Here is a 17,333-nt window from a genome sequence, read left to right on the forward strand (position 1 = left end):
TGCTCAATTTTGACTGCCCGAAGAAATCTTATTTTGAAGATGAAAATAGTCTTAATCCTAATTTGTATCGTTGGCTTGACTGGTAGTTATGGCTCGGTTTATAGCCAGCAGTCGAAGCTCGATATAAGAGTTCAGAATACCGCGATCAAGGATATTCTAAAGCAAATTGAAGAAAATACGGATTATTCGTTCATGTATAATGCCAGCCAGATTGATGTCTACAAAACCTTGGATATCAATGTGGAAAACAAGTCGGTGGAAGAAATTCTTGATTTGATTTTTGGCGAAGATCAGGTGAACTATAAAATTATTGATCGTCATATTATCATATCTACAAAATCGCAGAATCCGGTAAAAAACGAATCCAACCAAACCAAAAGTGTGAAGGGTCAGGTAACTGATTCAGACGGAAATCCCTTACCCGGAGTTACTGTTGTGGTAAAAGGAACGACCAAAGGAACCATTACCGACATGGATGGAAATTACACACTGGGAGATCTAAAACCAGCTGATGTGCTCTTGTTTTCGTTTATTGGTATGGGAGTTCAGGAATATGCAGTTAACGAGTCTTCGGCGATTGATGTTGTGATGCGTGAAGATGCTGTTGGTATTGAGGAAGTTGTTGCCATTGGTTACGGAACGCAATCAAAGCGAAACCTGACCGGAGCCATCCAGAATGTAAGCAGCGAAGATTTTGAAAATATCCCGACAGCGCAGTTAACTCAAAAGCTGCAAGGTAAATTGGCTGGTGTGCAAATCAATCAAACAACCGGTATTCCCGGACAGGGAATGTCTATTCGTATTCGTGGACAAGCTTCAATTTCGGCAGGTAGTGACCCGTTATATGTTGTTGATGGATTTCCAATTACAGGAGATATTTCAAACATTAACCCCGATGAAATTGAAAACATTACTGTATTGAAAGATGCGTCATCGACAGCTCTATATGGTTCACGTGCAGCGAACGGAGTGGTGATGATCACCACCAAACAAGCCAAATTCGGAAAATCAAGTTTGACTGTAAGTGCTTATGGTGGACTTCAGTATATCCCTGAGAGTTTGAAGCCTGAAATGATGAATGCACGCGAGTTCGCGCAATTCAAAAAGGAGATTCAGGAAGAAAATGGCTGGGGAGTGCCGGAAATGTTTCAAAATCCGGAACAATATGGCGAAGGTACCGATTGGTTGGATGCAGTTACAAGAACGGCCATGATTCAGAACTATTCGGTTAATTACAGCGCCAGTAAAGATAAATTCAAATCATCGGCAGTGGCTGGATTCTTCAGTCAGGATGGTATTTTGTTGAATTCGAATTACAAACGTTTTTCGCTTCGTGTAAATTCTGAATACCAGTTTAACGACAAACTGAAAGTTGGTGTAAACGCATCAAACACAGTTACAGCGAACAAAACGCCGCAAAGTGATGGTATCTGGTATAATTCACCAAGTATTGTACAGTCGGCATTGCTAACATCACCGTTAGCGCCCTACATCAATGAAGATGGAACGATTCCTGTAAATGCCGGAGAATGGGGAAATGACTACGGTTCTTCTCCTGGTCCAAACTGGTACAACCAGGTTCGGGTTGTGAAAAATACTTCAAAAAATATGGGGCTTTTGGCTACGGCATTTGTTGAGTACGAACCTATTCATGGGTTGAAGTTCAAGTCGTCTGCAGGGGTTGACCTGGGAAGCAGTGTGTCCGATTTTTTCAACCCATCTACAGCAGGTAGTATTTTCAATCCGGGTAATGAGGCTGATGCTTCCCGTATTTATGCAACGCACGGAAATTCTTTCGGATACTCTTGGTTGTGGGAGAATATCTTGACCTACAAAAAGAGCATCAAAGATCATAACTTCGAGCTTTTGGCTGGTTATTCGGCTCAAAGTGCGCATGGAGAAAGTGGTTCGATGACCGGAACTGGTTTCCCTGATAATAATATTCAAACGCTGAATGCAGCCAAAACGATCACCGGAAGTACCGACATTCAGGATTGGTCATTGAATTCGATCATTAGCCGTTTGACGTACAATTACAAGCAGCGCTATTTGCTTACGCTGGCTTATCGTCGCGATGGTTCTTCAAAATTCGGTTCCGACAATCGCTGGGGAGGATTCCCTTCCGGATCTGTGGGCTGGGTTGTTTCCGATGAGAACTTTATGGGATCTCTTCCCCAGGTATCTTTTCTGAAGGTGCGCGCAAGCTGGGGGGTTACCGGTAATAACAACATTGGTAACTACACGCAGTATGCAAGTATGGTGGCCACCAATAATCCGGTAAATAGCGCACTAATCAGCGGGAAAAGTCTCGCCGGATTAAACAATACCGAGTTAGGTTGGGAGAATACAACTGAAACTGACTTTGGCCTTGACTTTGGATTGTATAATAATCGGATCTATTTCTCATACGATTATTATCATCGCATTACAGATGATTTGTTGTACAGTGTTGACATTCCTATTTCTTCCGGATTTTACAATTTTACAACCAACATTGGTAAATTGAAGTTTTGGGGACACGAGTTTACCTTAAGTACTAAAAATCTCGAAGGTAAATTCAAGTGGAATACTGATTTCAACATTGCATTTAATCGCAATAAAGCACTTGAACTTGGTACTTCAAATGCAGCTATTTACGGCGACAATACGATTACCGAAGTTGGCAAACCACTTGGACAACTTTATGCGCTGGAATGGGAAGGACTGTATTATACCCAGGACGAAATCGATGCTGTTGGTCGCGATGGTGCTCAGATTGGTACGGTGAAATTTGCCGATCAGGATGACGATGGCTGGGTTTATAATGACGACCGTGATAAAACAGTCTTGGGTAGTTCTGCGCCAAAAGGTGTTTACGGTATTACCAACACCTTCTACTATAAAAACTTCGACCTGTCCGTTGTAATGCAGGGAGCCTATGGTCATAAAATCTTCAACCATATTGAACGTTTTTCAACAAACCTTGATGGAGCATTTAACGTGCTTAAAGCTGTTGATCGCAGATGGCGTTCTCCGGAAGATCCGGGAGATGGTATCTATGGTAAAGTTATCTCGGGAACTACCGGCTATGAACGCGACTGGATGAGCTCTAAATTCCTTTACAAAGCCAATTACTTAACCGTGAAGAACATCACTTTGGGATATCAGGTTCCAATTCGCAACACAAAATACTTTAAAGGTGTGCGTATTTACGGAAGCGTTCAACAAGCTTTTGTGTTTACCAAGTATCCCGGAAACAATCCTGAAGTATCTTCAGGTGGAGGACTATTCTCCGGTAATGACTACACGACTTATCCGGTGCCAAGAACTGTCACTTTTGGATTGAATGTAAACCTGTAAATCTAAATCGACTCGAAAAATGAAAAAAATTAATATCATATATCTGCTGCTTGTTGTCGTATTTGCGACAAGTTCATGCAAAGAAGACTTTCTGACCAATTTGCCTGAAACCGTAGTTTCGGCAGAAGATTTTTATAAAACCGAATCTGACTTTGCCCAAGCTATTATTGGGGTTTATCAGCCGGTTCGATCGCTGTATAATACTGGATTGGCAGGCTACGGAGCCTGGTCCATGGGTGAAATGAGATCGGATAATACGACCTTTAGCTATAATGCCTCCAACAGAGGATATGCCGACCGGGAATATGTAGACCTGTTTATTGATGATTCCAATGGTGGACCAATTTCTAACAAGTACAATAATGATTACATAGTAATCGGACGCGCAAACCAAATTCTAAGTCGGATCGATGATGCAGACATTAGCGACGACGCCAAAAATAACTACAAAGGACAAGCGCTGTTTTTGAGAGCTTTCGCTTATTTCGATTTAGTTCAATACTTTGGCGAAGTTCCGTTGGTAATCAACCCACCAACAAGCTATGCTCAAACGCTACAAGACAGAGCATCTACCGACGCGATTTATGAACAGATTATCGCAGATGCTGCTGAAGCGGCCGCTATTTTGCCGGCAAAGGCAGCTCAGACAACAGGCTATGTCGCCAATGGAGCGGCTTATACACTATTGGGAAATGTTTACCTGGTGCTGGAAGATTGGGCCAAAGCGGAGACTGCTTTAAGTAGTGTGTCTGGTTATACCTTGCAATCTGATTATGCAGCTATTTTTAACCCCGGGAATAAGAATAATTCGGAGATGATTTTTGAGGTCCAGTTCACTGATGACCCGACAGCTGGAGCAGCCAGTAACTTTGCCTATAACTTTTTGCCAATTTTGAGTAATCCCGGCGTTATTCCCGGATTTCCGAATGGCAACTCCAATGCTTATGCTGGTTGGAACACACCGACTCCGGATTTAATTGCCGAATATGAATCGGGTGATATGCGCATGGATGCGTCGATTGGTTATTACTCGGGTGAAGGCTATGTAAACCGTCCGTATGTGAAAAAGTATGTTCATGGTGCCTCAATCGCTCCGAATACAAACGACGACTGGCCAGTTTATCGCTATGCCGAAGTCTTGTTGATGTTGGCTGAAGCAACCAATGAACAGGGAAATACAGGGGCGGCATTGGGCTATTTGAACCAGGTACATGCACATTCGCGTACGGGTTTAAGTGCGCTGACTATTGCTGATCAATCGCAATTACGTGAAGCGATCATAAAAGAACGTCAAATTGAATTGGCTTTCGAAAATAAACGTTGGTTGGATTTGGTGCGTTGGGGAATCGCTGTCGATGTCATGAATGCACAGGGAGCTAAAATTAAAGCGAATCCGCAAGCATACTATTATCCCGATGGAGTTGGCCCAATTACTGAAGCTTACAATGTAACTGAAGACCATTTGTTATTTCCAATTCCCGAACGTGAGATGCGTTTAAATCCGGATTGGGAACAAAATCCCGGATATTAATTTGAAAATAGGCGACCATTGCGGCTGTAGTGGTCGCCTATGCTTACTTATTAGGAGCTAAATCATCGGTCAAAATTGGTGATAATGCCACTGCTGTATCTAAATTTTCTGTTGGATAAACCCGATTTACAAACCTGTATCGACTTGAATAATGAATAGAATATTTAAAAACATGCGCACATTTTTAGTGGGACTGTTTTGTTTTACGACCCTTGCGGGTTATGCGCAGTTCGACAGCTCAGATTTTCTGAAAGCTGCCGGGCCGGTTATTAAAAATCAATCCGGAGAAGGGGAGCTTGTTGCTTTGCGGGGAACCAACCTTGGCTCCTGGTTGAGTATGGAATATTGGATTGGCCCGCTTGGCTATGGTGCGATTAATCGGGATAACTGGATTGTGTCAGGCTCAGCTTCTGTTTCCGGTACTAACTTATCCTACATGTTGGATGGCGATGAGTCAACAAAATGGAATTCAGGAACTGCACAGGTTGCAACAGATGGGCAGACGATTACGATCGATTGTAAAAAGAAGGTTGTATTCGATAAAATAACAATGAACGCCGGCGATGTGGCAGATGAAACACCTTCTTTCTACCGTATTTCGATATCAAACGACGGAATTAGCTGGACTGAAGTTGCTAACGGTACCGGAACAACAAAAGTAATCGATGTTTACATCGGAGCGGTAGAGGCTCAGTTTATAAAAGTTGCTCAAAAAGGGAATTCCGATAATAGCTGGTCGATTGCCGAATTTTACTTGTTGATGAATGATGATTATTCTGTGCGCAATGCAAATTATGATCGGTTTGGCGTGGATAAGACCGACGAACTTTGGGATTACTACCAGGATCTGTGGATTACAACGACTGATATGGACAGCATAAAAGCCATGGGAATGAATATGGTTCGTGTTCCGTTTTATTGGATGGAAGTGATGAACAATGACGGAACCATCAAAGCCAATGGTTTTAAACAACTGGATTGGGTGGTTGAGCAATGTTCCCAACGCGAAATTTATGTCATGCTCGATTTGCATGGAGCACCCGGAGGGTTGGATGGTTATATTACCAGCGGACAGGCAACGACCAATGAACTGTGGAACGATCCGGAATCTCAGCAAATGACGGTTGATCTGTGGAAAGCAGTTGCTACACATTTCAAGGGAGAACCGGCAGTTTGTGCCTACGACTTGATGAATGAACCTGTCAGCAGCAATTCATCATTTACAACAAGTGATATGTATGATCTGATTTACAAAGCAGTTCGTGCTATCGACCCGGATCATATTATTTCCGTTCAAGCCTTCTATAACTTCGATATGATTGACTCTCCAAGTCAGCGTGGATGGGAGAATATGTTATATCAAGCCCATTATTACAATACTGATTTTTATAATTGGGATTCTCAAAACGGTTTTATTAACTGGGCTTTAGGAGATATGGCCTGGCACCAGCTTCAGTGGGATACTCCGGTTTTGGCCGGTGAGTATAACTTCTGGGGATTTCTCGATCTGTGGAGTAAGTGGATGAATGGATTAAACTGTTTCAACGGTGCCTGGTCGAACTGGACGTACAAAAACATGACTTCGAATTTAAACTGGGGATTGTACCTGGGAAATTCAAACCCAATCCCGGACCTTAGTTTTGAATCGGAGGAAACCATTAAGGCGAAATGGGATAAGTTTGAAACAAAATACTTCTATCGCAATGCCGGCTTAATTGATACGATCCGCGGAAATACGGAACGAATAGCCTATCGGGGCATCGGCAGCTATATCAGTTTCGAAGCTTACAACAATACCTTTATAAGCTCTGAGGGCGGAAACGCTGCGATGACTTGTAACAGGTCGTTACGTACCGATAGTGAATATTTTTTGATTGAAGATGCCGGAGAAGGTTTTATCGCCCTGAAAGGAAACAATGGGAAATATGTGAGTTCCAACAACGGAACCAGCTCAATGACCTGCGATAAAGATGTCATTGGTGAAACAGAAAAATTTTACTGGATTGATCTGGCTGGAGGAAAAATGGCACTGCTTGGTAAGGGAGGCTTTGTTTCCATGGAGGGTGGTAGTATCCCAATCAATGCTAATCGTACCGGAATCGATGGCTGGGAAGTCTATTATTGGGATAAAAAGGATATTTCAACATCGGTTAATGATCTTGAAAATTCATCCCTGATTTACCCGAATCCGTTGTGCCAGGGGCAAAGACTAAACTATACATTGGAGAACTCGCAGGAAAGGCTTTTGTCCATCTACAATGCCAATGGCATAAATGTTTTTAAGCGGGAAATTCAGGGAGCCGGAACCCTTGATTTATCGTTCTTGACTGCCGGAATCTACCTGGTCGAATTTGGACGCAAAACAGAAAAACTAGTTGTGCTTTAAACGATTTTTTTGCATAAAAACCGCATATTATTGAACTGAAGCTATGAGAATAAGACGATCAAAGAACCCATTAAATCGAAACCTAAAACGAATTGCAGCCCTTGTCGGATTGGCTAGCCTGATCAGTTGTGGCTCAAATAAAACACCAGTAAAACTTGGCGTTAGTTCCAACCAGGAAGTAATTGCAGCAATGACTTTGGATGAAAAAGCCCAATTGTTGGTTGGCGATGATCCCGGCTTTCCGCGCGGGTATCCTTCCATATTTGGGGGTGCCGATACGCTTTTTATGTCACAGCCTCCGGTTGTTGGAAAAACGGAAAAACTGGTGCCGGGTGCCGCCGGAACAACCTATGCCATTCCCCGCTTGGGAATTCCGTCGATTGTTTTGGCTGATGGCCCGGCAGGTGTCCGTATTGACCCTACGCGTCCCGATACCTCAAAAACTTTTTATGCGACTGCTTTCCCCATCGAGTCATTGTTAGCTTGTTCGTGGGATACAGAGCTTGTCCAAAAAGTTGGCAAATGTATGGGTACTGAAGCCAAAGAATATGGTGTCGATATCCTCCTGGCTCCTGCTTTGAACATTCATCGCAATCCACTGGGAGGCCGCAACTTTGAATACTATTCAGAAGATCCGGTTATATCAGGAGAGATGGCTGCAGCCATGGTAAACGGTGTTCAGTCTGTTGGCGTTGGCACGTCGATCAAGCACTTTGCAGCCAACAACAACGAAACCAATCGTATGTCGATTAATGCGAATATTGACGAGAAAACATTGCACGAAATTTATTTGAAAGGTTTTGAGATCGCCGTCAAAAAATCGAATCCCTGGACGGTGATGTCGGCCTACAACAAAATTAATGGCGTTTATTGTTCCGAAAATCCGGTTTTGCTGGATTCGATCCTAAGAAAGGATTGGGGCTTCTCGGGTTTTGTAATGACCGACTGGTTTGCCGGTCGCGACCGCATTCAGCAAGTGAAGGCTGGCAACGACCTGCAAATGCCCGGGAGCAAATATATTGCAGAACAGATTGCTAAAGCTGTCGAGAATGGCGAGTTGGATGAAGCCATTGTAGACCGGAATATTGATCGGATTCTCAATATTATCAAACAGACACCGCGTTTCAATGGCTATGATTACAGCGACAATCCTGATCTTCAGGCGCACGCCAAAGTTGCGGCACAAGCAGCTACCGACGGGATGGTGCTGCTTAAAAACAACCGGAATACGCTTCCGCTGGGTAAGTCGATTTCTAAAATTGCAGCATTCGGTATCGCTAGTTTCGAGACGATTTCTCGTGGTACCGGCAGCGGTAATGTAAATAGTTCATACACCGTGTCGATTAGAGAAGGTTTGGAGAATAAAGGTTATAAGATTCCCGACGAATTGGAACCTGCCTATGCGGAGCATGTGAAACAGGAAAAAGAGAGAGTGGGAGAGAAGAAATCTTATTTTGATCCCGATATCATGCTGCAGGAGAAGAATTGGAGCGAAGCCGAACTGAAGCAGTTTGCTGTTGATTGCGATCTGGCTTTGTTTACCATCTCCAGAACATCGGGTGAGTTTGCTGATCGTAAAGTGGCGGATGATTTTGGGTTAACCGCTGCAGAGCAACAAATGGTCAAAAAGCTATCCAAAGCTTTTCATGCGAAAGGAAAGAAGCTGGTGGTTGTTCTGAATATTGGTGGAGTCATCGAAACAGCTTCGTGGAAAAATGAGGCTGATGCGATCTTGCTAGCCTGGCAGCCGGGGCAGGAAGCCGGAAATGCTATTGCACAAATTCTCTCCGGAGATGTTACACCCTCCGGAAAACTGACGATGACTTTTCCTGTGAAGTACAATGATGTTCCTTCCGCACCCTATTTCCCTAATCCGTCAACTAATCCTCAACAAGCTGATTACACGGAAGGAACTGCAGTGGGGTACCGATACTATAGGGAAGCAGGTGTTGCCACTTCTTATGAATTTGGCTTCGGTTTGTCTTACACAGACTTTGTCTACAACAATCTCTCGGTCGACTCACTTCCGGATCATAAATGCGAGATTGAGCTAAGTGTTACCAATACCGGGGTAAGCAACGGACAGGAAGTGGTTCAGCTTTATCTGAAAGCGAAAGACTCGAAAATGATTCAGCTGAAACATTTTGCGAAAACCGCTTTGTTGAAACCCGGTGAATTGGAAACCCTGAAATTTGAAATTACAGCCGAAGATCTGGCCGGATATGATCCCAAACAGAAAGCCTGGATCACAGAGCCTGGTGCTTACGACGTCCTGCTTGGTGCTTCGTCCGAAGATATTCGGCTGAGAACAGAGATTGCACTCGACCAGCAGGTCGTTTTTAACTACTAAATAAGGAACAACTGAAATTTTACACCATGCAGAAATTACATATTCAAGTATTACTCTTTGTCCTGTTACTGGCGGTATCCAGTCAGGCAGTGGCTCAAAACTATTACCCCAATGGCAAACAATGGATAGAAAAGGCAGAAGCTTTAAAACCGAAGCTTACTGAAACGATTGTTAAGCCTGCAACTTTAGTTGAGTTGGTCCAGAACGAGAATGCTTTTCAAGGCTGGGAAGCTAGAAAGGTAGCACCAATTGATTCGCTTTACAGCAAATCAATCCGGCAAATAAAAGAAGTTATTGTTGATCTTGGTGATCATTACACTGGGTATTTCACCTTCAAGCTGAAGACAATTTGGGGGGCAGCAGATTCGCCTGTCCGGTTTCGGCTTACATTTGGCGAAGTTCCAGCCGAGTTGGCAACTCCATTCGATCCTTTCCCGGGAACAATCAGTCGCGCTTGGCTGCAGGATGAGCAGATGACGATTATGAATGTTCCTTCAACGAACACGCTCAGTCGCCGGGTTTCTTGCCGCTACATCAAAATAGAACTTACGGGAACTTCGCCTTATTTTGATTTTGGAATCAGTGACATTCAGTTTAAAGCGCTAACCTCAGCTGTTAAACAACCAGAAGCATTGGCTGCAACAGCATCTCCAATTGTGAAAAAAATTGATGAAATTGGTTTGAAGACGCTGAAAGAATGTATGCAAACGGTTTACGAAGATGGCCCCAAACGTGATCGCCGTTTGTGGGTGGGAGACATGTATCTGGAATCTCTCGCGAATGTTTACTCCTATGAGAATCACAATCTGACAAAAAGATGTCTCTATATTTTGGCCGGGTTAAGTGATGACGAAGGTTATGTGTTAGGGACTATTTTTGAGGAACCGGAGCCACATCCTCAGGCTGGCCAGCGGTTAATGGACTACTCCTTGCTGTATAATGTGACCCTGAAGAATTATCTGCAGGCCACAGGTGATAAAGTCACAGCAGAAGTACTTTGGCCCGTTGCGAAACGTCAGTTGGATATCATCTTCAATTACGTCGGTGAAGATGGACTAATTGATTACGAACGCGCCAATAAAGAATGGTGGTTATTCTTCGATTGGAAAGAAGGGTTGAACAAGAATGCTGCTATCCAGGGATTGATGTTATTTGTACTGAACGAAACCTATGAGTTGGCAACACTTTTGGGAAAGGAAAGCGAAGTGGTGAAGGTTCCTTCGTTGATCAAAACGATGAAGAAAGCAGCCATGGCTAATCTTTTCAATAAAAAAGATGGTCTGTTTGAGTGCGGTGACGATCAGCAAATTTCATATGCTTCACAAATCTGGATGATCCTGGGAGGTGTGCTGAACGAGAAACAAAGTCAGAAGGCATTGACGACAGTGATGGATACGCCGGAGGCGCTTTATCCGGGCGGTCCGTATATGTATCATTATTTTATTCAGGCTTTAATCAATTGCAATATGCAGGCTAAAGCCAAAGAACTGCTGGTAAACTATTGGGGAGGCATGGTTAAAAAAGGCGCTGATACCTTTTGGGAAGTATATGATCCGAACAACGATTTTCTGTCGCCTTACAACTTCTATCCGATCAACAGTTATTGCCATGCATGGAGTTGTACGCCGGTTTATTTCATCCGCAAATACCCCGGTATATTTCAGCAGTAGGCAGACTAAAACTCTAAACAATAACAGAATATGAAATTTACTGGTAATCATCGATTGTCAGCACTAGTCTTTTTGGCTTTTTTGTTGCCCACCGGCCTTTCGGCAAAAGGAAGTAACGTAGACAAACCCGGAGAAAGAAAGATATTTATTGACTCTTTGATGTCCAAAATGACATTAGATGAAAAACTAGGCCAACTAAATCTCCTCGCTTGGGATGGCAGCCTCCAGACCGGAGCTGCTGCCAACTCAGGCGTTAGCGAGAAGGTAAAAGACGGTCTCGTTGGTGGTCTTTTCAATATCGAGTCGAAGGACGTACGCATGCAGGTGCAGCAGCTGGCTGTTGAACAGTCGCGATTGGGTATTCCAATAATTTTTGCGCAGGATGTGATTCACGGACACCGTACTGTTTTCCCAATTCCCCTGGGACTGTCGTGCAGTTGGGATCCGGAATTGATAAAGCAAACAGCCCGTGCAGCTGCTGTTGAAGCAAGTCGCGACGGGATCGATTGGGTCTTTTCACCCATGGTCGATGTGTCGCGCGATCCTCGATGGGGGCGTGTTGCCGAAGGTGCCGGAGAAGACCCGTACCTTGGTTCCCTGATTGCGAAGGCGATGGTTGTGGGCTATCAGGGGGACGACATGGCAAAACCGGATGCAGTAATGGCTTGTGTGAAACATTTTGCGCTTTATGGAGCTGCTGAAAGCGGACGCGACTACAATACGGTTGATATGAGTGAAATCAAAATATTTCAGGACTACCTGCCTCCATACCAGGCTGCTGTTGATGCAGGTGTTGGTTCAGTTATGACTTCCTTCAACGACATCAACGGAGTTCCGGCAACTTCCAACAAGTGGCTGATTGATGATGTATTGCGGAAAGATTGGGGCTTTAGTGGTTTTATAGCGACTGATTACACTGCTATTCGCGAAATGGGCGCACACGGCTTAGGCGATCTCGAAAGCTGTTCAGCCCTGGCATTGGATGCCGGCATCGACATGGATATGGTGAGTGAAGGTTTCGTCAACACCTTGAAAACCTCCTTGGCAAGCGGTGCAGTGACGATGGCTGAAATCAACCTGGCGTGCCGGCGCGTACTCGAAGCGAAATATAAATTGGGTTTGTTTGTTGATCCGTTTTTGAGGCTAAAGGAAGCCGATGGAAATAGCCTACAGAATAAGCGTTTTATGGACTTAGCACTTGATGCAGCTCGAAAATCTGCTGTATTGCTTAAAAACGAAAATCAGACTCTTCCCTTAAAAGAAGGACAGAAAATAGCTGTTGTTGGTCCGTTAGCGGATTCGAAGAAAGACGCTATGGGCACTTGGGTGCTTAATGGCGATGAAACCCGTGTAACCACGGTTCTCGAAGGATTGAGAAAACGAAGTGTAGTAAGCTACGCCAAAGGTGCTAAGCTGACTGATGATGGCGCTATGGCTAACCTAATTGGATATTCGATGGACGAGCAAAGCAATGACGAGCTCATTGCTGAAGCATTGGAAGTTGCACAATCTGCGGATGTTGTGGTGGCAGTTTTAGGAGAATCGGCTGCGATGAATGGCGAGGCAGCCAGCATGGCAGATATTAGTTTGCAGGCTTCACAAAAGCGACTCCTTCACAAACTCGTTGAAACCGGTAAGCCAGTGGTCCTAGTTTTGGTCACCGGACGTCCGGTGACACTGGAATGGGAAAATGAGAACTGCGCAGCCATCCTGCAGTGCTGGTCGGCAGGTTCGCAAACCGGAAATGCGGTGGCGGATATCCTTTACGGAGATTATAATCCATCGGGAAAACTCACAATGTCCTTTCCCCGAAAAGTAGGACAGGTGCCGGTGTATTACAGTATGAAAACAACGGGACGCCCGTTTTGGGATGGTGTGAAATATACCAGCCGTTATCTTGATGTAGCCAACAGTCCGCTCTACCCGTTTGGCTATGGATTAAGCTATACTTCGTTTACGATGAATGATATTCAGTTGAACAAGACAACTTTTTCGGAGAACGATACGCTAACGGCTACTGTTAGTCTGACCAATACGGGAGGAATGGCGGGTGAGGAAACCGTACAACTGTATGTCCGGGATTTGGTGGCTACCATCACCCGGCCACAAAAGGAACTGAAACATTTTCAGAAGGTTTATCTTAAGCCGGGCGAGACAAAAACCATTGGCTTTAAAATTACCATCGACGATTTGAAGTTTTACAATTCAGCCTTGAAATATCAAGCCGAACCCGGAGAATTCCGACTCGAAATCGGGTTCAACTCCCGAGATATAAAAGCGATAAACTTTACCCTTGAGTAAGTCCTTTCTGATACTTAAACCAATACCTAAACTCGTTTTTGGGACCGATTAATGCTTAAATTTTAGTCGGTCCCTTTTTATTTGTAAAAAGGGGAGGAATGCTGCAAAAGGGAATGTCAGTGAAATAGCTTTTTGGATGGGATGGTGGAATTCTAGTCCCTATTGCAAATCTTGTTTGAATGGTGAACTAGATTCCTCAGACAACGCGGTTTTGGTAAAGGTTATATTTTCCTTTTATCGTTAGGCTTTATGCAGTTAAACTCCCTATATTCTATAACATTTAGTGGAGATTTTGGGATAATTAAATTATCTTCAAGGTAAACTAATTACCCCTAATTTATGCCACGAATACCCGAGGCGAATTTGTTGAATGCTCTAAAGTCCAACCAAAAAGGATCCTTAAAACAAATCATGGAGGCATGGTACGCTCGGCTTTTTAATTTTGCGAATGGCTATTTAAAGAATGATGAATGGAGTAAAGAGGTTTTGCAGGATGTCTTTCTTCAGTTATGGGATCATCGCGAACAACTATACCAGGATACCAGTCTGAAAGCCTATCTTTTTACAATCACTCGCAACCGTTGTATTGATGTTATCCGGAAGGAACGAGCCTCATTGCAGTTTCAAAAAGATAAAAAGGATGAATATGTGAGATTGAAGAATAGCTATAATGCACTGCATGATCCGATTTTAGATGAAATTTTCACGAAAGAGTTTCAATCAGGGATTGATAAAATAATTGGTTCGTTACCAGATCAATGTCGGCTTATCTTTATTCTAAGCAGGGAAAAAGGACTGAAAAATCGTGAAATTTCAGATCAGTTAGGCCTTTCATTAAAAACAGTTGAGAGTCATATTACCAAAGCGCTAAAAACCATTCGTGAAGAGTTGGAACATAAATTCCCGGAAACTTTTCATCTTCTGTTTCTATTTTGGAATTCTTTGGGAGAGTGTGCTACTATTTGATTATTAGATCTTTTGTTGTGAACGATTTCATGTTTGCTGTTTCTATTCCGGTTTTTTGAAAAAAGTTGAGTTCCCACTCAGGGTATATCTTTCTTCTTCCGTTCTACTAGTATAGCGCTCAATACCCAGAAGAAAGGAGCCGTAAAATCTAACAAAACTTTTATTTATCGAAGGAGTTATGAAAAAATCAATTGCAAGTGTAGTGATACTGATAGGAATCGTAATGGCACTAGTGGTGTCAGTTAGTGGGCAAAAAAATCAAAAATCGCAGGAGGCAGGTACAATTAAAACCTTTAGACCGGGCCAGCCCTGGTATGATACAAATGGTAAATTAATTCAAACTCATGGTGGTTCTGTTCTGTACCATGAGGGGATGTACTACTGGTATGGAGAAGATAAAGAAACCTATAAACCAGGTGGGAAAGTATGGCATAATGGCGTAAAGCTTTATTCTTCCACTGATTTGTATAATTGGAATGATGAGGGAACCATCCTGGAAGTAGCGGATGACATCTCAAATCCAATGCATCCGGAACGTATAATGGACCGTCCCCATATTATCTATAATAAACGAACAAAACAGTTTGTTATGTGGGTGAAATTTGCCGGTACTAATGAGGACCATTATGATTGGCTCACACAGTATATGGGAATTGCAGTTTCAGATGACATTACGAAACCGTTTAAAATGGTAAAGATCATCCGTCCGTTGGGCATGGAAACGGGCGATTTTGACTTATGGGTTGACGAAAGAGACGGCAAAGGTTATTTTATTGCTGATAGAGTGCATACGGAGGTCGTGATTGCTGATTTAACCGATGATTATCTGGATGTGACAGGGAACTATTCCAGCCATTTCCCTCATACCGAGCCACCTCTTGCCAGAGAAGCACCTTGTTTCTTTAAAAAGGAAGACAAATATTATGTGATCTCATCAGGAACGACCGGATATCATCCTAACCCTACGGAAGTTGCTGTCTCAAAATTAACTCATGGTGGCTATGATGTATTGGGGAAGTTTTGTGTTGATGATGATGAGGGTACAAGCTTTGATTGTCAATTTAGCTCTGTATTCAAACACCCCACCCGCTATGGGCTCTATATTGCGATTGGAGACAGGTGGATGGCAAAAACGTCATTGATCAATGGCGGGGAAGAAGCAGAAACGAGCGAGGCAACCTATGTCTGGCTGCCCATCAGATTCCATGGTGATACAGCATACGTTTCTTGGGAGGACGAATGGCAACTTGAGGAATTTGAGGTGAGCGATGGACCCATCCCCTGGTGGAAAAGGTAATAGTCCCAGAACTAGAAAAGAGAAGTTATTTAAATTGAATTGATGAGGCTGAGAATGCAGCAGTAGCAACTTTCAAAGAGACAGATTTTGTATTTCCAATTTCGTTAAGTGGATGGCAGCGCAATCCTAGTTTGAGTACAAATGATGCCTGTGCAAGTAGATAATAGTGGACATAAGAAGTTTCATTGTTGAGCTCAGCCTATTTTCGTTGAGTGGGAAGGTTGATTGACTAAAGCACACATGTGAACCAGCGATGTACACGTGTGCTTTTTGTTTGCTGTCCGGAAAAATTAGATGGACGTGTTGTTGTGTGATTAGTCGTGTTTTTTAGTGGCGTGTTTTCGGTTTGGCTATTTCTTTTCGTTTTTTTTTGAAAAATAGTGATTTTCGACTCAGGGTAAAATTTCGCTCTTCCGTTCTACTAATATAAAGCGTAAGAATTATGAACGAAGATACTCTTTACAGATATGTTACTGGTCAATCCAATGAGTCAGAGAAAGCGGAGGTAGAGCGTCTTTCTTTGGAATCTGAAGAATTTAGAAAAGAACTGAATCGCCTTCAAAACATCTGGATTCTGGCTGGTATCGAAAACGAGCTTGACGATGAGTTCATTCAGGTCGAGATTGAAAAAATCCTTTCTCGAATTGAGGTCAATCCTACCCCCAATCGTATTCGGATGACAAACCTAAGCATATTGAAATATGCGGCAGTACTGGTTGTGGCTGTTTTGGTGTCGGGAACAATCGGCTATTTCGCTTCGAATATATTTTCTCGATCATCAACGAGTCAGACAACTGAGGTGATTGTTGCGCGAGGCGAAAGGTCAACCGTTGTACTTCCTGATGGGTCCGAGGTGAAGATTAACAGTGGGTCAACCTTGCGTTTTCCAGCATCTTTCAACGGTTCTAAACGGGAGGTTTCCCTGGTGGGGGAAGCTTTTTTTAGTGTTAAAAAAAATCCGGACAAGCCATTTGTTGTCGAATCGGGCAAGCTAAAAGTTGAAGTGCTGGGTACCCAATTTAACCAGTGTAATTATTGTGAGGAATGTGTGGCATCAACCTATTTGAAAAGCGGAAAAGTTAAACTCGTGTTGAATGGAAAGGAGCGAATCTATATGTCCCCCAATGATTTGGTGAGAGTCGACAATCGTGGCCATTACGAAAAGGTAAAGGTGGCGGACGACTATTACATGGATTGGACGAGAGGAATATTCACTGTCCGGGGAGAGACAATAGAATCATTGGCCATAAGGTTGGAGCGACTGTTTGATATTCAGGTTCATTTTGGCGATGAAGAAGTTCGTCGGCACACCTATAGCGGCTCCATGAAAGATGATAACCTTGGAAATATACTGGAAGCGCTTGAATATGCATCATCACTAAAATATAAATGGAATGAGAAAAATCGGAAAGTAACCTTTTACTCAAGATAAAACCGGAAAACATTCGCAGTGTTTCCCGGTCATCTTAAAAGTTTAAATAATGTGCCTGTAA

General features: G+C 43.3%; 9 protein-coding genes. All 9 read left to right on the plus strand.

Annotation, left to right across the window (positions count from 1 at the left end):
- The first annotated feature begins 39 nt into the window (after positions 1-39).
- The 9 genes from GJV22_RS07835 (at position 40) to GJV22_RS07875 (ending at position 17,272) form a co-directional block, all read left to right on the plus strand.
- Positions 40-3,339 (plus strand): TonB-dependent receptor, encoded by a 3,300-nt coding sequence (locus tag GJV22_RS07835; protein WP_205461791.1) that lies wholly within the window; start codon positions 40-42, stop codon positions 3,337-3,339.
- A gap of 19 nt (positions 3,340-3,358) precedes the next feature.
- Positions 3,359-4,870, plus strand: a complete 1,512-nt coding sequence (locus GJV22_RS07840) for a RagB/SusD family nutrient uptake outer membrane protein (RefSeq protein ID WP_163711304.1) — start codon at positions 3,359-3,361, stop codon at positions 4,868-4,870.
- 172 nt (positions 4,871-5,042) lie between these two features.
- Positions 5,043-7,256: a cellulase family glycosylhydrolase gene (locus tag GJV22_RS07845; RefSeq protein ID WP_163711307.1), complete on the plus strand. Its 2,214-nt coding sequence runs from the start codon at positions 5,043-5,045 to the stop codon at positions 7,254-7,256.
- A 43-nt stretch (positions 7,257-7,299) separates the two neighbouring features.
- Positions 7,300-9,606: a glycoside hydrolase family 3 C-terminal domain-containing protein gene (locus GJV22_RS07850; protein WP_163711309.1), complete on the plus strand. Its 2,307-nt coding sequence runs from the start codon at positions 7,300-7,302 to the stop codon at positions 9,604-9,606.
- A 26-nt stretch (positions 9,607-9,632) separates the two neighbouring features.
- On the plus strand, positions 9,633-11,276 hold the full coding sequence (locus GJV22_RS07855; protein WP_163711312.1) for an alpha-L-rhamnosidase-related protein: 1,644 nt from the start codon (positions 9,633-9,635) through the stop codon (positions 11,274-11,276).
- A 30-nt stretch (positions 11,277-11,306) separates the two neighbouring features.
- Positions 11,307-13,577, plus strand: coding sequence for a beta-glucosidase BglX (gene bglX, locus GJV22_RS07860; RefSeq protein ID WP_163711315.1), 2,271 nt, complete (start codon positions 11,307-11,309; stop codon positions 13,575-13,577).
- Between the two features lie 339 nt (positions 13,578-13,916).
- Positions 13,917-14,543 carry an RNA polymerase sigma-70 factor gene (locus tag GJV22_RS07865; protein ID WP_163711318.1) on the plus strand — a complete coding sequence of 209 codons (627 nt, stop codon included), beginning with the start codon at positions 13,917-13,919 and terminating at the stop codon, positions 14,541-14,543.
- Between the two features lie 178 nt (positions 14,544-14,721).
- On the plus strand, positions 14,722-15,840 hold the full coding sequence (locus GJV22_RS07870) for a family 43 glycosylhydrolase (RefSeq protein ID WP_205461792.1): 1,119 nt from the start codon (positions 14,722-14,724) through the stop codon (positions 15,838-15,840).
- A 442-nt stretch (positions 15,841-16,282) separates the two neighbouring features.
- Positions 16,283-17,272 (plus strand): FecR family protein, encoded by a 990-nt coding sequence (locus GJV22_RS07875; RefSeq protein WP_163711322.1) that lies wholly within the window; start codon positions 16,283-16,285, stop codon positions 17,270-17,272.
- Positions 17,273-17,333 lie beyond the last annotated feature (61 nt).

This window comes from Mangrovibacterium lignilyticum (assembly GCF_010882175.1).
GTDB lineage: Bacteria > Bacteroidota > Bacteroidia > Bacteroidales > Prolixibacteraceae > Mangrovibacterium > Mangrovibacterium lignilyticum.